Annotated in this window: 22 protein-coding genes; 15 read left to right on the top strand and 7 right to left on the bottom strand. The window is 68.3% G+C overall.

Going from position 1 to position 19,303, the window contains the following annotated elements:
• The first annotated feature begins 8 nt into the window (after positions 1–8).
• The gene (gene rny / locus ACIA12_RS09670; RefSeq protein WP_396366490.1) at positions 9–1,712 is read left to right on the top strand and encodes a ribonuclease Y; all 1,704 of its coding nucleotides are present in this window, start codon (positions 9–11) and stop codon (positions 1,710–1,712) included.
• A 145-nt stretch (positions 1,713–1,857) separates the two neighbouring features.
• Here the strand turns inward: rny and ACIA12_RS09665 are convergent, their stop codons facing one another.
• The 3 genes from ACIA12_RS09665 to ACIA12_RS09655 all read right to left on the bottom strand — a co-directional run bounded on the left by ACIA12_RS09665 (position 1,858) and on the right by ACIA12_RS09655 (position 4,214).
• The gene (locus ACIA12_RS09665; protein WP_396366489.1) at positions 1,858–2,805 is read right to left on the bottom strand and encodes a cyclase family protein; all 948 of its coding nucleotides are present in this window, start codon (positions 2,803–2,805) and stop codon (positions 1,858–1,860) included.
• Positions 2,806–2,874: 69 nt separating this feature from the next.
• Positions 2,875–3,249, bottom strand: coding sequence for a nuclear transport factor 2 family protein (locus tag ACIA12_RS09660; RefSeq protein WP_396366488.1), 375 nt, complete (start codon positions 3,247–3,249; stop codon positions 2,875–2,877).
• A gap of 53 nt (positions 3,250–3,302) precedes the next feature.
• A complete protein-coding gene (locus ACIA12_RS09655) occupies positions 3,303–4,214 on the bottom strand; it encodes a LysR family transcriptional regulator (protein WP_396366487.1) in 912 nt (303 codons plus the stop codon).
• 70 nt (positions 4,215–4,284) lie between these two features.
• On the opposite strand from ACIA12_RS09655, the gene ACIA12_RS09650 reads away from it, so the two are divergent.
• Positions 4,285–5,010: an SDR family oxidoreductase gene (locus tag ACIA12_RS09650; protein WP_396366486.1), complete on the top strand. Its 726-nt coding sequence runs from the start codon at positions 4,285–4,287 to the stop codon at positions 5,008–5,010.
• An 18-nt stretch (positions 5,011–5,028) separates the two neighbouring features.
• Here the strand turns inward: ACIA12_RS09650 and ACIA12_RS09645 are convergent, their stop codons facing one another.
• From ACIA12_RS09645 to ACIA12_RS09635, 3 genes are all read right to left on the bottom strand, one after another.
• Positions 5,029–5,313: a DUF6458 family protein gene (locus ACIA12_RS09645; protein WP_396366485.1), complete on the bottom strand. Its 285-nt coding sequence runs from the start codon at positions 5,311–5,313 to the stop codon at positions 5,029–5,031.
• An 86-nt stretch (positions 5,314–5,399) separates the two neighbouring features.
• Positions 5,400–6,563, bottom strand: coding sequence for an acyl-CoA dehydrogenase family protein (locus ACIA12_RS09640; protein WP_396366484.1), 1,164 nt, complete (start codon positions 6,561–6,563; stop codon positions 5,400–5,402).
• A gap of 18 nt (positions 6,564–6,581) precedes the next feature.
• Positions 6,582–7,160, bottom strand: a complete 579-nt coding sequence (locus tag ACIA12_RS09635) for a DUF1707 domain-containing protein (protein ID WP_396366483.1) — start codon at positions 7,158–7,160, stop codon at positions 6,582–6,584.
• A gap of 61 nt (positions 7,161–7,221) precedes the next feature.
• Here ACIA12_RS09635 and dxr point away from each other — a divergent pair, with 61 nt between their 5' ends.
• The 13 genes from dxr (at position 7,222) to ACIA12_RS09570 (ending at position 18,265) form a co-directional block, all read left to right on the top strand.
• Positions 7,222–8,448 (top strand): 1-deoxy-D-xylulose-5-phosphate reductoisomerase, encoded by a 1,227-nt coding sequence (gene dxr / locus ACIA12_RS09630; protein ID WP_396366482.1) that lies wholly within the window; start codon positions 7,222–7,224, stop codon positions 8,446–8,448.
• Positions 8,445–9,758, top strand: a complete 1,314-nt coding sequence (locus ACIA12_RS09625; RefSeq protein WP_396366481.1) for a M50 family metallopeptidase — start codon at positions 8,445–8,447, stop codon at positions 9,756–9,758. Before dxr ends, ACIA12_RS09625 begins: the two co-directional genes overlap by 4 nt.
• A 22-nt stretch (positions 9,759–9,780) precedes the next feature.
• Positions 9,781–10,932, top strand: coding sequence for a flavodoxin-dependent (E)-4-hydroxy-3-methylbut-2-enyl-diphosphate synthase (gene ispG, locus ACIA12_RS09620; RefSeq protein WP_396366480.1), 1,152 nt, complete (start codon positions 9,781–9,783; stop codon positions 10,930–10,932).
• Positions 10,933–10,986: 54 nt separating this feature from the next.
• A complete protein-coding gene (locus ACIA12_RS09615; protein ID WP_396366479.1) occupies positions 10,987–11,535 on the top strand; it encodes a nucleosidase in 549 nt (182 codons plus the stop codon).
• Between the two features lie 51 nt (positions 11,536–11,586).
• A complete protein-coding gene (locus ACIA12_RS09610; RefSeq protein ID WP_396366478.1) occupies positions 11,587–11,952 on the top strand; it encodes a MerR family transcriptional regulator in 366 nt (121 codons plus the stop codon).
• Complete coding sequence (gene trxA, locus ACIA12_RS09605; RefSeq protein WP_343977581.1) at positions 11,949–12,284, top strand: thioredoxin; 336 nt, start codon at positions 11,949–11,951, stop codon at positions 12,282–12,284. Before ACIA12_RS09610 ends, trxA begins: the two co-directional genes overlap by 4 nt.
• An 80-nt stretch (positions 12,285–12,364) precedes the next feature.
• Positions 12,365–12,523 carry a CopG family transcriptional regulator gene (locus ACIA12_RS09600; RefSeq protein ID WP_344837904.1) on the top strand — a complete coding sequence of 53 codons (159 nt, stop codon included), beginning with the start codon at positions 12,365–12,367 and terminating at the stop codon, positions 12,521–12,523.
• Positions 12,516–13,187 carry a VOC family protein gene (locus tag ACIA12_RS09595; RefSeq protein ID WP_396366477.1) on the top strand — a complete coding sequence of 224 codons (672 nt, stop codon included), beginning with the start codon at positions 12,516–12,518 and terminating at the stop codon, positions 13,185–13,187. Before ACIA12_RS09600 ends, ACIA12_RS09595 begins: the two co-directional genes overlap by 8 nt.
• Positions 13,184–13,693 carry a GNAT family N-acetyltransferase gene (locus ACIA12_RS09590; protein ID WP_396366476.1) on the top strand — a complete coding sequence of 170 codons (510 nt, stop codon included), beginning with the start codon at positions 13,184–13,186 and terminating at the stop codon, positions 13,691–13,693. The genes ACIA12_RS09595 and ACIA12_RS09590 overlap by 4 nt, the downstream gene beginning before the upstream one ends.
• A gap of 48 nt (positions 13,694–13,741) precedes the next feature.
• Positions 13,742–14,566 (top strand): GNAT family N-acetyltransferase, encoded by an 825-nt coding sequence (locus ACIA12_RS09585; RefSeq protein ID WP_396366475.1) that lies wholly within the window; start codon positions 13,742–13,744, stop codon positions 14,564–14,566.
• Positions 14,567–14,655: 89 nt separating this feature from the next.
• A complete protein-coding gene (locus ACIA12_RS09580) occupies positions 14,656–15,987 on the top strand; it encodes a M14 family zinc carboxypeptidase (RefSeq protein WP_396366474.1) in 1,332 nt (443 codons plus the stop codon).
• A 42-nt stretch (positions 15,988–16,029) separates the two neighbouring features.
• Positions 16,030–16,401, top strand: coding sequence for a hypothetical protein (locus ACIA12_RS09575; RefSeq protein WP_396366473.1), 372 nt, complete (start codon positions 16,030–16,032; stop codon positions 16,399–16,401).
• Positions 16,402–16,501: 100 nt separating this feature from the next.
• Positions 16,502–18,265: a proline--tRNA ligase gene (locus ACIA12_RS09570; RefSeq protein WP_396366472.1), complete on the top strand. Its 1,764-nt coding sequence runs from the start codon at positions 16,502–16,504 to the stop codon at positions 18,263–18,265.
• Positions 18,266–18,723: 458 nt separating this feature from the next.
• Here the strand turns inward: ACIA12_RS09570 and ACIA12_RS09565 are convergent, their stop codons facing one another.
• Positions 18,724–19,260 (bottom strand): TetR/AcrR family transcriptional regulator, encoded by a 537-nt coding sequence (locus tag ACIA12_RS09565; RefSeq protein ID WP_396366471.1) that lies wholly within the window; start codon positions 19,258–19,260, stop codon positions 18,724–18,726.
• Between the last annotated feature and the right edge of the window lie 43 nt (positions 19,261–19,303).

Here is a 19,303-nt window from a genome sequence, read left to right as displayed (position 1 = left end):
AGACGCCGATGTCACTCGCGGCCATGCCGACGGCGGCATCTGTGGGGCTCGTCCTGATCGGGTTGCTGATCGTCGGCCTGCTCGCCTGGATCGGCCTGACGCTGTCGCGCCGCAAGGTCGCCGACCAGTCCGCGGCCCTCAGCGCCGCCCAGGCGAACGCCAAGCTCGAGGCCGCGACGATCACGGCCGACGCGAGATCCGCTGCCGAGCTGGTGACTCGGCAGGCGGAAGAAGCAGCGACGGTACTCCGCGTCCGCACCGAGGCGACCGAGCAGCGTGCCGAGGAGATCCGGCGTGACGCCGAGACCCGGGCTTCCGAAGTACGGCGTGAGGCTGAGCAGCGGGCGTCCGACGTACGCCGGGAAGCCGAGTCCGAGGCCCAGTCCATTCGCGAGGACCTGCGGGAGCAGCGGCTGGAGATGGAGCGCCGCGAGCACCGGCTGACCGAGCGCGAGGAACGCCTCGACGAGCAGCACCGGAGCATCGAGGAGCGTCAGGCCGAGCTCACCACCCAGCTCGCCGAGCTCGACCAGCGCAAGGCGGAGATCCGCGACCTCGAGGACGAGCGGCGCCGGATCCTGGAGGGCGTCGCGAACCTCACCACCGAGCAGGCGAAGGCTGAGCTGGTCGCCGCGATCGAGGCCGAGGCGAAGCGGCACGCGCACACGATCGTCCGCGACATCGAGCGGCAGGCGCAGGACGAGGGTGAGATCAAGGCGCGCAAGATCATCACCGGCGCCGTTCAGCGACTGGCCTCGGAGCAGACCAGTGAGTCGGTCGTGTCGGTCGTGCACCTGCCCAGTGACGACATGAAGGGCCGGATCATCGGTCGCGAGGGCCGCAACATCAGGTCCTTCGAGCAGACCACCGGCGTCAACCTGATCATCGACGACACCCCCGAGGCGGTGCTGCTGTCCTGCTTCGACCCGGTACGCCGGGAGACCGCGCGGCTCACCCTGGATTCGCTGGTGCTGGACGGCCGGATCCACCCGAGCCGGATCGAGGAGATCTACGAACGCAGCAAGGGCGAGGTCGCGGAGTTGTGCGAGCGGGCGGCCGAGGACGCGATGGCCGATGTCGGGATCACCGATCTGCATCCCGAACTGGTTCGCACGATGGGCCTGCTGCGCTACCGGACGTCGTACGGGCAGAACGTGCTCAAGCACCTGATCGAGTCGGCGCACATCGCCGGGATGATGGCGGCCGAGCTGGGGCTGGATGTGAAGCGGTGCAAGCGGGGCGCGTTCCTGCACGACATCGGCAAGGCGCTGACGCATGAGTCCGAGGGCAGCCACGCGATCGTCGGGGCCGAGCTGGCCCGCAAGTACGGCGAGGACGACGACGTCGTGCACTGCATCGAGGCGCACCACAACGAGGTCGAGGTGCGGACGGTCGAGGCGGTGCTGACGCAGGCGGCGGACGCGGTCAGCGGTGGACGGCCGGGGGCGCGGCGCGAGTCGCTGGAGGCGTACGTGCAGCGGCTCGAGCGGCTCGAGGAGATCGCGATGCATCACGACGGCGTCGAGAAGGTGTTCGCGATGCAGGCGGGTCGCGAGATCCGGGTGATGGTGCTGCCGGACGCGGTCGACGACATCGCCGCGCAGGTGATGGCGCGTGACATCGCCAAGCAGGTCGAGGAGGAGCTGACCTACCCCGGCCAGATCCGCGTCACCGTCGTCCGCGAGTCCCGCGCCACCGAGGTCGCCAAGTAGCAGAAGCAGCAGCACGCCGCCGAGGTTGCCTGGTGGCCGTGCACCGCCGCCGCCACCCTGTCCTTCCTAACTGAGCGTATCCGTCAGGGGTCGCTCAGCGCGGAAGTTATCCACAGGGGAGCTCCGAGCCCGGCGGGGCGAGGACTCAGAAGGTGGCTATTGGGTTTGTTGGGCTGCCGGAGGTGGCGGCTAGGCGGAGTGGGGCGAGGGATAGCTGGAAGTCCCATTGGGCCAGTTCGGTGGCGGTTGTCGCGCAGGCCTCCAGGTCGCAGTTGTCGAGTAGCCAGAGGCCCATGGCGACGAGGCTGACGGCGTGGACAGGCATCAGGATGTTGTCGTAGCCGGATGGCTGGACGTCTTGGGGTGTGTCGGCGCCGATCAGGGCGACGCCTCGTTCGTGCAGCCAAGGAAGGCAGGAGGCGTGCCAGCCGGCTTTAGTGATGCCGCCGGACGGGCCAGTCTCGTGTCGGGCGCGGCCGTAGCCGGTTCGGATGAGTACGGCGTCGCCGGATTGCACTCGGACCCCCTGGCGGCGCTCGGCCTCCTCGAGGTCGTCCGGATGTACGCCGTCGCCTGGTTCGAGCCACGGCACGCCGCGGACCTGCGCGATGTCGAGCAGGACGCCGCGGGTGATGATCCCGTTCGCCGCCGCGGTGACGGCCGCCCATGCCGATCCCGTCTCGGCGTCGACCAGCGAGTGCGGACGCCCGTTGTACATCTTGCCGTCCCAGAAGAGGTGGCAGGGCGAGTCGAGGTGGGTGATCGTGTTGCCGTGGAAGAAGATGCCGAGCCGCTCGTTCGAGAAGCCCCAGCGGCGGTCGGCGTGGAACGCGGCCGGCATGTGCTCGGCGCCCGGCATGTCGGCGGCGCACGGGCACGCCGTCGTCGACCGCTCCATCTCCTCCGGTACTGCGACCTCCCACCCGCACGACACACTCCTGCCGTGGCGGACGGCCCGCGCCGCGGCCAGCCGGACGTCGTCGGTGATGAGGTTCAGCGTGCCGAGCTCGTCGTCGTCGCCCCAGCGTCCCCAGTTCGACAGCGTGTCGAAGTACCCGAGCACGTCGTCCTGGGTTGGTGGCGCTGTCGTCATCTCGGCTCCTCCGGTCACGCGGTTCGAGGCAGCCGAGTGTATTGGTGGCGGAGGCCGCAGGGTGGCGAGCTATTCCGCGTACTTCGAACGCCAGGCCGGCGGCTCGAACGGCGAACCGTAGATGCGGGTCTCCCGCGCGATCCGCCCGTCGCTGAACTCCACGATGTTGGCCACATGGAAGATCTCACCGTCGTAGTCCGACCGGCCGAGGACGACGAAATGGTCGCCCGCACCGGTGATCCGCTGGATCACGATCGACGGCGGCGACGGGTACTCGCGCTGCATCGCGCGCATCCTGTCCCGCCCGACGATGCGTTCCCCCGACTGCGGCATCTCCAGCACGTAGTCCTCGGTGCGCAGTTCGTGCTCGGCCTCGGCCGACAACGCGAGCTGCCCGTCCATCGGCCAGAGGCGTTCCAGGAGCGCACGGTTCTTGTCGGTCATAGCGACCACCCGCCCTTCTGAGAGCCAGCCTGCGCAGTGGCCTTCAGCCAGTCTTAAACCGCTTCCAGTTGCCTGGCAACGGCCGCCGGCACCCGCAGCCCGGTCGCCTTCACCGACGCGACGAACTGCGAGACCAGTACGTCGCCCCGCCCGGCCGTCAGCGCCACGACGTCCCGCGACTGCGGCGGATCCAGCCGATGCACAGTCCCCACAAACCCGGCAGGAACCCCACTCACCGGTACTACGGCCGCCCCCAACCCCGCCGCGGCAAGGGCCGGTGCCGACGTGGTCTGCTGCGTGCGGATGACAACCTCGGGTGACACGTGATGCTCGGCGAAGAGCCCGTCGAGCCAGCTCGCCAGGCCATGCGGACCGGCGTACTGGATCACCGGATAGCCGTGGAGTGCAGCAAGAGGAACTGGTCCGGGTTGGTCCCCGAGCGGATCGCCGGCGGAGAACACGATGACGAGCTCCTCGCTCGCAAGCAGCTCAGTGAGGCCGTCCCAGCGGGTAGGGCGCGGGCCGATCGCGACATCGATCTCGTCGGCGGTGATCATCGCGGCGAGCGCGTCGGCACTGTTCCGCTCCTGCAGGGCGAGCCGCACCAGAGGATGACGCCGTCGCCAGGCACGGAGCAGTGGAGCGACGAGGCCGGCCGTCATCGACCCCGCGCAGCCGATCCGCAGCTGCCCCTCATCCAATGCGCCAACGGCTCGACCAGCCTGTACTACGCGAGCGGCCGACTCCAAAGCAGCACGAGCATGCCGTAACGCCTCCCGCCCGGCGCTGGTCGGCCGGATGCCGCGGGGGAGCCGCTCGAGCAGTGGCGAACCGAGCTCGTTCTCCAGTACTGCGATCTGGTGCGACAACGAGGGTTGCGACAGGTGCAGGGCAGCGGCAGCCCGGGTGATCGACCCGGCCTCGACGGTGGCGACGAAGCACTCCAGGGCTCGCAAGGTAGGCATAGAGGCAGTCTATGGGGAGCATCGAAAACTGGTCTTTGTGCCGATGGCAGAAGACGCAGAGGCTGGACGCATGACAACAGGGACAGAACTCGACGGCAAGCAGGTCCTCATCGTGACGGGCGGTTCGGGCATCGGCCGGCGGTTGGCGCAGGATGCCGTCGACCAAGGGGCCAGGGTGACGATCACGGGCCGCAGCGCGGAGGCAGTACAGAAGGTGGCGGATTCGATCAACGGGGAAGTGGCGACAGCAGTCGTTGACCTGGGCAACGAAGACTCGATCGCGGAGTTGGCGGCGGAACTCGACCGGCGTGATGTCGTGGTCGAGCACTTGATCTCGCTGGCCAATGCGCCGGCGAAGGGCCCGGTGGAGAAGCTGGAGCGGGAGGCGATCGCAGCAGCGTTCGACGCCAAGGTGATCGGTGCACTGTTGCTGGTCAAGCACCTGCGGCCGACGACGTCGGTGACGCTCTTCTCCGGGATCGTCGCCTGGCGTCCGAAGCCCGGGATGGCGGTGACGGCGACGACGAACGGCGCGGTCGCGTTCCTGGCTCAGGCGCTCGCGGTCGAACTGGCGCCGGTCCGGGTCAACGCGATCTCGCCGGGCATCATCGATTCGGGTGCTTGGGACGGGCTGGGCGCGGGCAAGGAGAAGTTGTACGCCGATGTCGCCGCGAAGAACCCGGCCCGCCGGATCGGCACGACGGAAGACATCTCGGCGGCGGTGCTGAGCGCGATCACCAATCCGTTCCTGACCGGCACCGTCCTCCACCTGGATGGCGGCGCCCGCCTGGTCTGAGCCCGGGGCGGCGCGCGCCTAAGGCTCCTTGGGGAGATGGGTAGGGGTGACGTCGATCTGTTCCTGGATCGCGTACTCGTGCGGTTCTGTCGTGTACTGCTCCTCGACCGACGGCTTGATCAGCTCGATCTCCTCGTCGTGCTTGGCGTTCGCGAGGCGGTACGAGAACCACAGCCCGAACGCGCCGCCGAGCATGATGATGATGCCGACCGCGGTCAGATCGATCCCGCTCAGCGTGTCGTGGACGGCGAAGGCGATGATCGCCCCGATCGCGATGAGTGCAATGCCCCCGTTGATCCTCATCGGCACCTCCGGGTGACTGTCCGTGGATGATTCCTCACGCTCAGTACCCGATCCATCGATTCTCAAGCACGGGTACTGAGCACGGGTCAGCGGAAGGCGGGTTGGCCGGTCAGGGCTTGACCTATTACCAGTTGGTGGACCTCGGAGGTGCCTTCGTAGGTGAGGACCGATTCGAGGTTGTTGGCGTGGCGCATGATCGGGTACTCGCCGCTGATGCCGTTGGCGGCGAGGATCGTGCGGCATTCGCGGGCGATCGCGATCGCCTCGCGGACGTTGTTCAGCTTGCCGACGCTGACCTGCTCGGGGCGCAGCGTGCCCTTCTCCTTCAGGCGGCCGAGGTGGACGGCGAGCAGGGTGCCCTTGTTGAGCTCGACCGCCATGTCCGCGAACTTCGCCTGCGTGAGCTGGTACGCCGACAGCGGCTTGTCGAACACCTGTCGATCAGCCGCGTACGAAACGGCCGTCTCCAGGCAGTCCCGCGCCGCGCCCATCGCGCCGAAGATGATCCCGAACCGCGCCTCGTTCAAACACCCCAACGGCCCGGACAATCCACGAGCCTCGGGCAGCATTGCAGATGCCGGCAACCGCACATCCGAGAAGATCAGCTCCGACGTCACCGACGCCCGCAGCGACATCTTCCGGGTGATCTCCGGCGCCGAGAAACCAGCCGCCGACGTCGGTACGACGAATCCGCGGACCCCGTCATCCGTCCGCGCCCAGACCACCGCCACATCGGCCACCGACCCGTTGGTGATCCACATCTTCGACCCGTTGAGCACCCAGTCGTCGCCGTCGCGGCGGGCGTTGGTGCGCATGCCACCCGGGTTCGACCCGAAGTCCGGCTCGGTCAGCCCGAAGCAGCCGATCGCCTCGCCCGCCGCCATCCGCGGCAACCACTCGTTCTTCTGCTCTTCACTGCCGTACTTCCAGATCGCGTACATCGCGAGCGAACCCTGCACGCTCACCAACGACCGCATCCCCGAGTCGGCCGCCTCGATCTCCAGACAGGCCAGCCCATAGGCCACCGGCCCGAGCCCGGCGCAGCCGTACCCGGTCAGGTGCATGCCCAGCAGACCGAGCGCGCCCAGCTCCTTGGCCAGATCGCGCGCGGGAATGCTCGCGGACTCGAACCACTCGGGCAGATGCGGCCGCAACCGCTCGTCCGCGAACCGCCGGGCAGTCGCCCTGATGGCGACTTCCTCTTCGGTGAGCAGCGAGTCGACGTCGACAAGATCAAGCGAAACCGTCATGGACACACGCTAACGGAGTCACTTGCGGTACCAGGGCCACCACCAGTGTCGCTTGCGTGGGTGCCGCACGATGATCGAGCCATGCCGAGCCTGGCCGGTGACGACCAACCGGACACCGCCGACAGTCGGTGCGGTCGCCTTGTTCTTCGCGGCGCTGTGGACCATGTCCACGTTGTCGATGTCGACGCTCCAGCCGCGCGGCACGATCATCACCACTGAGCTGTGCTTGGCGTGCGCCTCCACATGCACCTCGCGCCAGCTGATCACCGCGTCGGTGAAGTCGAGCTTCACCGACGAGTGCTCAGCGACCGCGGTCACCCGCTCGGGCACGATCCAGGCGCCCTCGCGCTTCTGGGCGCTGTGCTTGGCGCGGATCGTCAGCTCGGCCGCGTTGCTGCCGTGCGCGACGGGCAGCAGGTCCGCGGTGGCCGTGCGCAGCTCGATCTCGGTCTTGGCGGAGTAGATCTGGGTCAGCCGTTCGTCCATCTCCTCGAAGTCCAACCGGCCGTCACTGTGGGCTTCCTGGATCACGGCGGCGGCGCGCTCGCGGTCATGGTCGGATGCCCTGCGGGCGGGCGGCGGCTGCTCCAGGCTCATGGAGCCAACGGTAGCGCTGCCGGGAGTCGAGCGAGGACCAGTACCTGTGACAATAGGTGGCGTGAATCAACGCACCGTCGTCATCCTCGGTTCGACCGGCTCGATCGGGACGCAGGCGCTCGAGCTGATCAGCCGCAACCGGGATCGGTTCCGGGTGCTCGCGCTGTCCGCGGGCGGTGACAACGTCGCGTTGCTGGCCCAGCAGGCGTTGGAGTTCGAGGTGGAGGTCGTCGCGGTCGCCAAGGCCACCGCGACCCAGGATCTGCAGCTGGCCTTCTACGCCGAGGCGCAGAAGCGCGGCTACTCCCAAGGACAGTTCCGGATCCCGAAGATCATCACCGGCCCGGACGCGTCCACGGAGCTGGCCGGCATGCCGTGCGACGTAGTACTGAACGGCATCACCGGATCCGTCGGCCTGCAGCCCACCCTGGCCGCGCTTGACGCCGGTACCACCCTCGCCCTCGCCAACAAGGAGTCACTGGTCATCGGCGGCCCGCTCGTGGTGAAGCGGGTCAAGCCAGGTCAGATCGTCCCGGTCGACTCCGAGCACAGCGCGATCGCCCAGTGCCTCCGCACCGGTACCGCCGACGAGGTACGCCGCTTGGTCGTGACCGCGAGCGGGGGACCCTTCCGCGGCCGTACCCGCGCCGAGATGGCCGACGTGACGCCCGAGCAGGCAGCCAACCACCCGACCTGGGACATGGGCCCGGTCATCACGATCAACTCGGCCAACCTGATCAACAAGGGTCTCGAGGTGATCGAGGCCCACCTGCTCTACAGCCTGCCGATGGACCGGATCGAGGTCGTCGTCCACCCGCAGTCGATCGTGCACTCGATGGTCGAGTTCGTGGACGGCTCGACCATCGCCCAGGCCTCGCCGCCGGACATGCGGCTGCCGATCGCGCTCGCGCTGGGCTGGCCTGAACGGATACCGGACGCCGCCCCGAGCTGTGACTGGACCAAGGCGTCGTCCTGGGAGTTCGAGCCGCTCGACAACGAGGCGTTCCCGGCCGTCCAGCTGGCCCGCGAGGCGGGGGAGCGGGGCGGTACCGCTCCGGCCGTGCTGAACGCGGCGAACGAGGTCTGCGTGGAGGCGTTCCGCGCCGGGCGGCTGCCGTTCCTGGGGATCGTCGACACCGTGGCCCGGATCGTGACCGAACACGACGTACCCTCGTACGAGGAACTGTCCGTCGACGACGTGCTCGCCGCGGACGCCTGGGCCCGCGCGCGGGCCCGGGAACTGACCGGCAGCACGAACGAGCAGGGCCAGGAGACCACACAGGTATGAGCGCACTCCTCACTTTCATCGGCGTGGTGCTGTTCGTGATCGGCATCCTGGCGTCGGTGGCGCTGCATGAAATGGGTCACATGCTGCCGGCCAAGGCCTTCGGCATGAAGGTGACCCAGTTCTTCGTCGGCTTCGGCAAGACCGTCTGGTCGACCAAGCGTGGCGAGACCGAGTACGGCTTCAAGGCGATCCCGGCGGGTGGTTTCGTCCGGATCATCGGGATGATGCCGCCGGCCAAGGGGCAGGACCCGACGAAGGTCCGCAAGGCCAACACCGGACCGATCCAGTCGCTGGTGGAGAACGCGCGCACCGCGGAGTACGAGACCATCGATCCGGCCGACAACGGGCGGCTGTTCTACCAGAAGGTGTGGTGGAAGAAGCTGATCGTGATGGCGTCCGGTCCGCTGGTCAACGTCGCGATCGCGTTCTTCCTGTTCGCCGGCCTGTTCATGTTCTACGGCGCCGGCGTCGCACAGACCACGGTCGCCACCGTCACCGACTGCGTGATCCCCGCGTCGGAGGCGTCGAAGGCCGGCCGGGTGTGCCAGCCGTCCGACAAGGAGTCGCCCGCCAAGGCCGCCGGCTTCCACGTCGGCGACAAGATCCTGTCCTTCAACGGCACCGCGATCAGCAGCTGGGACGACCTGACGCCGCTGATCCGCTCCAACACCGACAAGCCGGCCACCATCGTGGTCGAGCGGGACGGCAAGCAGCAGACGCTGACCACCCACACGATCCTCAATCAGGTGGTGGACAAGCCAGGCTCGGACAAGTTCGTCTCGGTCGGCTTCCTCGGGGTCTCGCCGGAGCAGAAGGTGGTCCGGCAGGACTTCGGCTTCGTCCTCGACAAGATGGGCGAGCTGACCGTCGCCACGGTCAAGGCGCTCGGCCACTTCCCGGAGAAGCTGGTCGGCGTGGCCAAGTCGATCGTCGGCGGCGACCGCGATGCCGACAGCCCGATGAGCGTCGTGGGCGCCAGCCGGGTCGCCGGCGAGGTCGCCTCGAACCAGGACCTGACGGTGCCGGCCAAGTTCGCCTTCGGGGTCTCGCTGCTCGCCTCGCTGAACCTGTTCCTCGCGCTGTTCAACTTCATCCCGCTGCTGCCGCTGGACGGCGGGCACATGATCGGCGCGATCTGGGAAGGCATCCGGCGCGGGTTCGCCAAGCTGCTCGGCCGGCCCGACCCCGGGTACGTCGACGTGGCGAAGCTGCTGCCGATCGCGTACGTGGCGGCCAGCGTCATCGTGGTGATGGGCGTGCTGCTCGTCGTCGCCGACATCGTCAACCCGATCAAGCTCTTCAACGGATAACTCTCAACCGGACAAAGGAAAAATGAGCATCTCCCTGGGCATGCCCGCGCTGCCTCCGCCGACCCTCGCCCCGCGCCGCAAGACCCGCCAGATCAAGGTGGGCAAGGTGCTGGTCGGTGGCGACGCGCCGGTGTCCGTACAGTCGATGACCACCACGCTGACCTCGGACGTCAACACGACGCTGCAGCAGATCGCCGAGCTCACCGCGGCCGGTTGCGACATCGTCCGGGTGGCCTGCCCGTCGCAGGACGACGCCGACGCGCTGCCGGAGATCGCCCGGCACTCGCAGATCCCGGTGATCGCCGACATCCACTTCCAGCCCAAGTACGTGTTCGCCGCGATCGAGGCCGGCTGCGCGGCGGTCCGGGTCAACCCGGGCAACATCCGCAAGTTCGACGACCAGGTCAAGGAGATCGCGGCCGCCGCCAAGGACCACGGCACCTCGATCCGGATCGGCGTCAACGCCGGCTCGCTCGACCCCCGGCTGCTGAAGAAGTACGGCAAGGCGACGCCCGAGGCGCTGGTCGAGTCGGCCGTCTGGGAGGCGTCGCTGTTCGAGGAGCACGACTTCCACGACTTCAAGATCTCGGTCAAGCACAACGACCCGGTCGTGATGGTCAAGGCGTACCAGCTGCTGTCCGAGGCCGGCGACTGGCCGCTGCACCTCGGCGTCACCGAGGCCGGGCCGGCCTTCCAGGGCACGATCAAGTCGTCGGTCGCGTTCGGCGCGCTGCTGTCCCAGGGCATCGGCGACACGATCCGCGTCTCGCTGTCCGCGCCGCCGGTCGAGGAGGTCAAGGTCGGCCTGCAGATCCTGCAGTCGCTGAACCTGCGCGAGCGCAAGCTCGAGATCGTCTCCTGCCCGTCCTGCGGCCGCGCCCAGGTCGACGTCTACACGCTGGCCGAGCAGGTCACCGCGGGGCTCGAGGGCATGGAGGTTCCGCTCCGGGTGGCCGTTATGGGTTGCGTCGTGAACGGACCGGGCGAGGCCCGCGAGGCCGACCTCGGAGTTGCCTCCGGCAACGGCAAGGGCCAGATCTTCGTCAAGGGCGAGGTGATCAAGACGGTGCCCGAGTCGAAGATCGTCGAGACCCTGATCGAAGAGGCGCTGCGGATCGCCGAGGAGATGGGCGAGTCCGTCGACAGCGGCGAGCCCACCGTCACGGTCGGCTGACCCACACGACGTAACGCGGCCGGGCACCTTCGGGTGACCCGGTACGCTCGCCGCGTGGCGGACTACATCGTGATCAGCGCGACGCGCGGCGAGGCTCGGTACGTTCCGGAAGGCATCCCGGTGGTCATCACCGGAGTCGGCAAGACCGCGGCCGCGGTGATCACCGCGCAGGCGCTGGCCGGCCGTGACACCAGCGACCTCACGGTCCTGAACGTCGGTACGACGGGAGCACTGCGCGACGGGCTGGCCGGGATCTACCTGCCGAGCGAGGTGGTCAACCACGACCTCAACGCCGAGGCGATCCGCGGGATCGGGCTCGACCCGCAGGAGTCCATCCAGATCGAGGGCGGCGACGGTACGGTCCTCGCCTCGGGCGACGTCTTCGTCACCGACCCGGTGGTCAGGGCCCGCCTCGCCGAGCGCGCTCATCTGGTCGACATGGAGGCGTACGGGGTGGCCTTCGCCTGCCGCCAGTTCGGCGTACCGGTCCGGCTGGTCAAGCATGTGTCGGACTCGGCGGATGAGGCCGCGATGGACTGGCCGGCCCTGGTGGATGCGAGCGCCAAAGTCCTGGGCGATTGGCTCCGAGCCGAACTAGGCTGACTTGACCTTGACCCTGGGGGCAGGGTTTAGCGTCGAGTCAAGGAGGCGGAGATGCGGATCGGGGACTTGGCGGCCGAGGCCGGAGTGACGGTCAAGGCGGTTCGGTACTACGAGTCTCAAGGGCTGCTGAAGCCCCGGCGGGAGCCCAACGGATATCGGGCCTACAGCGCCGAGGACGTGATCGTGGTCCGTGAGGTGAAGGCCTTGCTGTCGCTCGGGTTGACGGCGGAGCAGACGTATCCGTTCATCGAGTGCCTGCGGGCCGGCAACGACCGGGCGGACGTCTGCCCGGCCTCGCTGACGGCGTACCGGGCACGGATCGCGGAGGTCGACCGGCGGATCGCCGAGCTGGCCGAACTGCGGATCAAACTCGCCGGCCTCCTGACCGATGCCGAGAACTGGAGGACCAACCGATGACCGAACTACTCGTGGCCGACGAGACGAACTTCGACCAGCTGGTACTACGCGCCGACAAGCCCGTCCTGGTGGACTTCTGGGCGCAGTGGTGCCCACCGTGCCACCAGATCGTCCCGATCCTGCAGCAGATCGCGGTCGAGCGCGCCGACCGGCTGACCGTGGTGAAGGTGAACTCGGACGAGAATCCGGCGATCTCCTCGAACTACCGGGTGATGGCACTGCCGACGCTGATGCTCTTCCACCACGGCGAGCTGATCTGGTCCGTCGTCGGCGCCCGGCCGAAGGCCAAGCTGCTCAAGGAGCTGGATGACGCGCTGCTGACCGCCGTCTGATCCGCTCCGCTTTTCGCAAGCCCCCTGGCTCCGGCCAGGGGGCTTGTTTGTTAGGTCGCTAGATTGCTAGCATTCTAGCCATGACCGAAGAGGCCGCCAAGAAGGCGCAGTTCAACGTGTACCTGCCGCCGGACCTGATCCGGCGGATCAAGCATCAGGCGATCGACGAGAGCACGAGCTTGTCCGCTCTGGTGGAGCAGGCGCTGACGGACTATCTGGAGAGGGATCGGCATGAATGAGGTCGTGATTCGCGCATTGAGGTTCAGCAACGACGTGCAGACGATGCGGGCGTTCCTGGAGACGCTGGGGTTGCGGTCCCGGATCGAGTCGGAGAGCGGGATCTGGATCGACATGGTCGCCGGCCGCGGGATGGTCGCGTTGCACGACGCGGCTCGGAGCGATACCGGCGGCGAGCCGGGGCAGACCAGGCTGACCTTCGAGGCCGACGACATCGACGAGCTGAAGGACCGGCTCGACGCGGCCGGCTTCGAGGAGGTGAGCATCTTCGACGAGGCGTTCGGGCGGGTGCTGACGGCTCGGGGGCCGGATGGCGCGGGGTTGTGGATCGACGAGCGTCCCAAGGATCTGTACGGGTACAAGTTGCATGCCGCCCATCCGGACACCCGATGGTCGGTCACGCCGGTGCTCGCCGTCTCGGATCAGGCGGGCTGGGAGCGGCTGCTGGACGTCCTGGGTGGGGACAATCCCGAGTTGGCGAGGTTCCGGCGCGGGGCCGAAGTACAGCTGGCGGGCGGGCCTGAGGTGCAGCTTGAGCTGACGACGACGGAGAGCCTGGACGAGGTCGCCGAGCGGCTCACGGCGACCGGCTATCGCGCTGAGAAGGCTGACGGTGGCTTGTCCGTGGTAGATCCGGACGGGCAGATCGTGAGGGTCCGCGGATGATCAGCGTCCGCCGGGCCGTGGTGGACGATGTCCACGCGGTGCGGGAGATCGGGTTGAGGACCTGGCCGGTCGCGTACGACGGGTTGGTTTCGGCCGAGTTCATCGCGGACGGGTTGGCCCAGTGGTGGTCGCCGGAGGCGGTCGAGCGCGGCATCACCCGCGGCATCACCCTGGTCGCGGTCGACGAGCAGCGCATGGTCGACGAGCAGCGCTTGGTCGACGAGCAGCGCTTGGTCGGGATGGTGGGCTTGGGGCAGGAAGCCGGATTTTGGGTGATGTGGAAGCTCTATGTACTGCCGGGGTATCAGGGGCGAGGGATCGGGAAAGCCTTGCTGGACGGGGCGATCGGGGCACTGCCGGAGGGGACGGATCAGTTGTTGCTGGATGTGCTGGCCGGCAACGAGCGGGCGATCCGGTTCTATCGCAAGAACGGTTTCGGAGCACCTCGGCGTACGCCGGACCGGGACCTGGGTGACGAGCTGATCTGGATGGCACGCGCGCTCTAACTGACCCATTGCGCGCCACAGCGGCGGTAATCGGCTAGGTTCTGCGGCGTGGGCGTACGGGTACTGGGTCCTCGCGACCTCTCAGCAGCGAGGGCCGTCATCGCCCGCGATCCGGTCGTGAACGTCTTCGTCGACTCGCTCGTGCAGGCATCCGGGCTCGATCCGCGCCGCGGTGCGGAGGTCTGGGGGTACGTCGAGAAGGGCGAACTCGAGGCGCTCTGCCATGCAGGCGGCAACATGGTGCCGGTCGGTGCGGGGGAGGCCGCGTTGCGTTCGTTCGCGGCCTATGCGTTGCGGCGAGGTCGCAACTGCTTCCAGATCCTCGGGCCTGCCCGCGCCGTGGAGCAGTTGTGGACCGTGCTCGAACCACATTGGGGACCGGCGCGCGAGGTGCGCGACGAGCAGCCGTTCATGGTGATCGAGGGGCCGCCGGCGATCGCGCCGGATCCGCTCGTGCGCGCGGTCGAGCCGGTGGAGCTGGGGATTCTGTACCCGGCGTGCGTCGCGATGTACACCGAGGAGGTCGGGGTACCGCCGCAGACCGGCCCGGATGGCACGTTCTACCGGTCGCGGGTGGCCGAGTTGATCCGGGCCGGCCGGGCGTTCGCGCGGATCGAGGACGGCAAGGTCGTGTTCAAGGCGGAGATCGGCTCGGTCGGCACTGGGGTCTGCCAGATCCAGGGCGTCTGGGTCGATCCTGAGCGACGGGGTCAGGGGCTGGCGGCTCCCGGCATGGCGGCTGTCGTGGAACTCGCGCGACAGATCTCGCCGGTGGTGACTCTGTATGTCAATGCGTTCAACACGCCGGCGCGAGCGGCGTACGAGCGGGTGGGGTTCCGGACCATCGAGACCTTCGCGACGATCCTGTTCTGAGGCTGAGCGCTCACTGTGATGACGCGGTGACCGCTGGTGAGATTGGCTGTTCGACAGCGCCGCCCCGCCCAGTCGAAGGATAAAACTCCATGCGAAGACTCGCTGTGTCATTGGCCGGTTTGGCCACCGTCGCGTTCGCCGTCTCCGGCTTCGCGCCCGGTCCCTCCGCCGCTGCGCCTCAGCCAGAGGTCGACACCACGCCGTCCTACTACTCGTTCAAGCTGCCCGCCGGGTTGACCGTCGCCGACCTGATCCGCGACGGCTACGACATCCCCCACGGCCACGGCTCCCGCCCGATCCTGGTCGCCAACCCTGCCGAGGTCGCCCGTCTGCGTGACCGTGGCGTAGTCCTCGGCAAGACAGGCAACGTCTACCAGCCGGTGATCCGCTCAACCGCAGCCGGTACTACGTACTACGGCGGCTACCACACGACGGCCGGCCACGAGCAGCACAACGCGGCGGTCACGGCAGCCCACCCCGACCTGGTGAAGCTGTACGACATCGGCGACTCGTGGAAGAAGACGAAGGGGCAGGGCGGGCACGACATCCAGGCCCTGTGCATCACCAAGCTCACCAGCGGTGACTGCGCGCTGAACAGCACCGGCAAGAAGCCGAAGTTCGTCCTGCACGCCCAGATCCACGCGCGTGAGTTGGCGACCGGCGAGGTCGCGTACAAGTGGATCGACCTGCTCGTCGGGTCGTACGGGACGGACCCGGCGATCACCTCGCTGCTGGACACTCGGGAGCTGTGGGTGATCCCGATCGCCAACCCGGACGGCGTCGACGTGGTCGCGTCGAACCCGACGCGGCCGGTGATGCAGCGCAAGAACGTCGACAACTCCGCGGGCGGCTGCCCGGCCGCTGACGCCGGTGTCGACCTGAACCGCAACTCGAGCTTCCAGTGGGACGTGCAGCAGGGCGGTCCGTGCGACGAGACCTATCCGGGGAAGAAGGCGATCTCGGAGCCGGAGACGGTCGCGATCCAGGGGTTGCTGGACAAGATCTTCCGCGACACCAAGGGGGCGGTCGGTGAGCCCGCGGCGGCGGACACGACCGGGGTGTTCCTGACGCTGCACAGTTTCGGCAGCGACATCCTGGCGCCGTACGGGTACACGAACACGGCGGCGCCGAACCAGGCCGCATTGGTTGCCCTGGGCAAGAAGATGGGGGCGCTGAACGGGTATCCGGTCTCCACTGGTGACGGTGGCGTCGGCTATTTCGCGCCGGGGGCCACCGATGACTGGCTTTACGGGACGCGGGGCGTTCCGGCGTACACGTTCGAGATCGGGCCGGACTCGGGAAGCTGTGGCGGGTTCTTCCCGTCGTACCCGTGCTTCACCAGCACTCTGTGGCCGGCGCAGAAGCCCGCTCTCCTGTACGCCGCCCGCGCGGCCGCGACGCCGTACGGGAAGCTTCCGTAGGGTGGCTACCCGTGGGTAACACCATCCGCTAAGGTCGTCGGCATGAGCAGACGGAGCAGGAGCACCACCGGGCTGGCCGTGCTTTTCGGGGTCATGGGGGTGCTGCATTTCGTGAAGCCGGAGCCGTTCGAGCGGATCGTGCCACGGCAGTTGCCGCGCAAGAAGGAGCTCGTCTACGCCTCGGGCATCGCTGAGCTCGCCTGCGCGGCCGGGCTCCTGCATCCGCGGACGCGGCGACCGGCAGGCCTGCTCAGCGCGGGGCTGCTGGCCGCCGTGTTCCCGGCGAACGTGCAAATGGCGCTCGACCTTCAGCGGAAGGGAACGCCGCGCGCGAAGGCGATCGGATTCGCCCGGCTGCCGCTCCAGCTCCCGTTGATCCGGGCGGCGCTGAAGGCGTCCCGCGAGGGGCGCTGAGGCGGGGCTGTGGAAAGCTGGTGAGAGTTCTGCCCGTCGGCGGATATCCTCTTTGCCGACAGTAGTTCTTCCACCACTCGTTCACTGCTTGGAGACTCCCGTGATTCTGCGCATGTCGTCGCTGTTCCTTCGCACCCTTCGCGAGGACCCGGCGGACGCGGAGGTCCCGAGCCACCGGCTGCTGGTCCGGGCCGGCTACATCCGTCGCGCCGCGCCCGGTATCTACACCTGGTTGCCGCTCGGCCTGAAGGTGCTGCGCAACGTCGAGAACATCGTCCGCGAGGAGATGGACCGGATCGGCGCGCAGGAGCTGGTCTTCCCGGCGCTGCTGCCCCGCGAGCCCTACGAGGCGACCGGCCGCTGGACGGAGTACGGGCCGAACATCTTCCGGATCAAGGACCGCAAGGGCGCCGACATGCTGCTCGGGCCGACGCACGAGGAGATGTTCACCCTCGTCGTGAAGGACCTGTACTCGTCGTACAAGGACCTGCCGCTGTCGATCTACCAGATCCAGAACAAGTACCGCGACGAGGCCCGGCCGCGCGCCGGGGTGCTGCGCGGGCGCGAGTTCGTGATGAAGGACTCGTACTCGTTCGACATCGACCAGGCCGGGCTGCAGGCGTCGTACGAGCTGCACCGCAAGGCGTACATCGCGATCTTCGACCGGCTCGGTTTCGACTACGTGATCGTGGCCGCGATGTCGGGCGCGATGGGCGGGTCGGCGTCGGAGGAGTTCCTGGCGATCGCGGAGAACGGCGAGGACACCTTCGTCCGCTCGCCCGGTGGGTACGCGGCCAACGTCGAGGCCGTCGTGGTGCCGCAGTCGCCGGCTGTCGACGCCTCGGGCGTGCCCGCTGCCGAGGTCGTGGACACTCCGGACACGCCGACCATCGACACCCTGGTCGACGCGCTGAACGCGAAGCATGCTCGCTCGGACGGTCGCGAGTGGACTGCGGCGGACACGTTGAAGAACGTGCTCGTGATGCTGGTGCACCCCGACGGGACCCGCGAGCCGCTCGCGATCGGCGTACCGGGGGACCGGAACCTCGACGAGAAGCGGCTGGGCGCGCAGGTCGAGCCCGCCGAGGTCGTTGCCTTCGAGGAGTCGGACTTCGAGAAGAACCCCGCGCTGGCCAAGGGCTACATCGGCCCGGGCGTGCTGGGGGCGGAGAACACGTCGAAGATCCGGTACCTGCTCGATCCCCGCGTGGCCGAGGGCTCGGCCTGGGTGACGGGCGCGGACAAGACCGGCTTCCACGTGATCAACCTGGTGTACGGCCGCGACTTCACCGCCGACGGCACGATCCAGGCCGCCGAGGTGCGCGACGGCGACGAGGCGCCCGACGGTTCGGGTCCGCTGTCGTCGGCGCGCGGGATCGAGATGGGGCACATCTTCCAGCTCGGCAAGAAGTACGCCGAGGCGCTGGACCTGAAGGTGCTCGACCAGAACGGCAAGCTCGTCACGGTCACCATGGGTTCGTACGGCGTCGGCGTCACCCGCGCCGTCGCGGCGATCGCCGAGGGCAACCACGACGAGCTCGGCCTGATCTGGCCGCGCGAGATCGCCCCTGCAGACGTCCACTTGGTTGCCACCGGCAAGGATGCCGACCTCTTCGCCAAGGCGGCCTCGATCGCCACCGAGCTGGAGTCCCGCGGCCTGACGGTGCTGTACGACGACAGGGAGAAGGTCTCACCCGGCGTCAAGTTCAAGGACGCCGAACTGCTCGGCATCCCCACCATCGCCGTAGTAGGCAAGGGCCTCGCCGACGGCACCATCGAGGTCAAGGACCGCCGCTCGGGCAACCGCACCGACGTCCCGGTCGCCGAAATCGTCGACCACCTGGTCTCCGTCGTCCGCGGCTGACCCACCTGCATGACAACCGCCGCTCTCACCTCCGGGTGAGGGCGGCGGTTCTACTACCCCACGCACCCGCCGCTGTTCGCTCCTGCGTCGCTCACGGCTCTGGGTGCTCCCGCCCACCCGTGTTGGCGCTCCTGCGTCGCGCGAGTGCGACCGCATTGCTGGCTGATCCGTGGCGTGGCCGGCAGGTGGTTGGGTTGCCCCACGCTCCCGCCGCTGTTCGCCCAAACACTCGCCGCTTGACACCCCTAGCCCCTGGGAAGTCCGCGTCGCTCACGGCTCTGGGTGCTCCCGCCCGCCCTGGTGTCGGCGCTCCTGCGTCGCGCGGTTTGACCACGTTGGTGGGGCCGTGCGTTGGGTGGGGTGAGCGGTGGGGTGGGCGACGCGTCGGATGGTGCTCGCTCGTGTGGCGCTCGATCGGGTGCTGCTCGTCCTGCGTGCCCGCGGGAGGGGGCAGGGAGTTACGGCTGGTGGCGGAGGCCGTCGAGGATGAGGGCGAGCATTCGGGGGGAGCGGTCTTGGGGGCCGGTGGGGGTGCGCCAGAGGGCGGCTGTTAGTTGGAGGAAGTCGCCGGGGTCTGCGTCGGGGCGGATGGTGCCGGCTTTTTTGCCTGCGTCCAGGAGGGTCGTGATCGCCGTGATGACCGGATCGTAGGTCTGTTCGGTGATCGTCTGGTGGGCGGTGGGGCTGAGCGCGTCGCCCAGGCCATGTTTGCGCCGCATCGCCTCGACCAGGTCGGTCGTCCAGTGCCGGAGGGCCTCGATCGGAGGCAGATCGGCCAGGAGGCCAGGTACGGAGCCAACGATCCGTTCGACCTCGTCCTGGTAGACGGCCAGTACGAGCGTCTCCCGGGTGGGGAAGTTGCGGTAGAGGGTGCCGGCGCCGACGCCTGCCCGCTGAGCGACCTGGTTCATGGACGTGGCGCCGTCCTCGGTGAAGGCCTCGCGGGCCGCCGCGAGGATGCGGGCCCGGTTCTCCCGGGCGTCTGAACGAACCATCGCAGACCTCTCCTTGCTAAGTGGAGAACTCTCCACTAACGTA

Source organism: Kribbella sp. NPDC051620 (assembly GCF_044453825.1).
GTDB lineage: Bacteria > Actinomycetota > Actinomycetes > Propionibacteriales > Kribbellaceae > Kribbella.
The sequence above is the reverse complement of the archived record's forward strand: the minus strand, read 5'-3'. Positions and strand labels throughout refer to the sequence as shown.

Coding starts and splice junctions, on each gene's coding strand:
- ACIA12_RS09640 (WP_396366484.1), bottom strand. CDS start 6,563: ATGACGGTTTCGCTTGATCTTGTCGACGTCGACTCGCTGCTCACCGAA.
- ACIA12_RS09590 (WP_396366476.1), top strand. CDS start 13,184: ATGATCAGCGTCCGCCGGGCCGTGGTGGACGATGTCCACGCGGTGCGG.
- ACIA12_RS09565 (WP_396366471.1), bottom strand. CDS start 19,260: ATGGTTCGTTCAGACGCCCGGGAGAACCGGGCCCGCATCCTCGCGGCG.
- ACIA12_RS09635 (WP_396366483.1), bottom strand. CDS start 7,160: ATGAGCCTGGAGCAGCCGCCGCCCGCCCGCAGGGCATCCGACCATGAC.
- ACIA12_RS09580 (WP_396366474.1), top strand. CDS start 14,656: ATGCGAAGACTCGCTGTGTCATTGGCCGGTTTGGCCACCGTCGCGTTC.
- ACIA12_RS09660 (WP_396366488.1), bottom strand. CDS start 3,249: ATGACCGACAAGAACCGTGCGCTCCTGGAACGCCTCTGGCCGATGGAC.
- ACIA12_RS09600 (WP_344837904.1), top strand. CDS start 12,365: ATGACCGAAGAGGCCGCCAAGAAGGCGCAGTTCAACGTGTACCTGCCG.
- ACIA12_RS09655 (WP_396366487.1), bottom strand. CDS start 4,214: ATGCCTACCTTGCGAGCCCTGGAGTGCTTCGTCGCCACCGTCGAGGCC.
- ACIA12_RS09665 (WP_396366489.1), bottom strand. CDS start 2,805: ATGACGACAGCGCCACCAACCCAGGACGACGTGCTCGGGTACTTCGAC.
- ACIA12_RS09625 (WP_396366481.1), top strand. CDS start 8,445: ATGAGCGCACTCCTCACTTTCATCGGCGTGGTGCTGTTCGTGATCGGC.
- ACIA12_RS09595 (WP_396366477.1), top strand. CDS start 12,516: ATGAATGAGGTCGTGATTCGCGCATTGAGGTTCAGCAACGACGTGCAG.
- ACIA12_RS09610 (WP_396366478.1), top strand. CDS start 11,587: ATGCGGATCGGGGACTTGGCGGCCGAGGCCGGAGTGACGGTCAAGGCG.
- rny (WP_396366490.1), top strand. CDS start 9: ATGTCACTCGCGGCCATGCCGACGGCGGCATCTGTGGGGCTCGTCCTG.
- trxA (WP_343977581.1), top strand. CDS start 11,949: ATGACCGAACTACTCGTGGCCGACGAGACGAACTTCGACCAGCTGGTA.
- ACIA12_RS09575 (WP_396366473.1), top strand. CDS start 16,030: ATGAGCAGACGGAGCAGGAGCACCACCGGGCTGGCCGTGCTTTTCGGG.
- ACIA12_RS09650 (WP_396366486.1), top strand. CDS start 4,285: ATGACAACAGGGACAGAACTCGACGGCAAGCAGGTCCTCATCGTGACG.
- ispG (WP_396366480.1), top strand. CDS start 9,781: ATGAGCATCTCCCTGGGCATGCCCGCGCTGCCTCCGCCGACCCTCGCC.
- ACIA12_RS09645 (WP_396366485.1), bottom strand. CDS start 5,313: ATGAGGATCAACGGGGGCATTGCACTCATCGCGATCGGGGCGATCATC.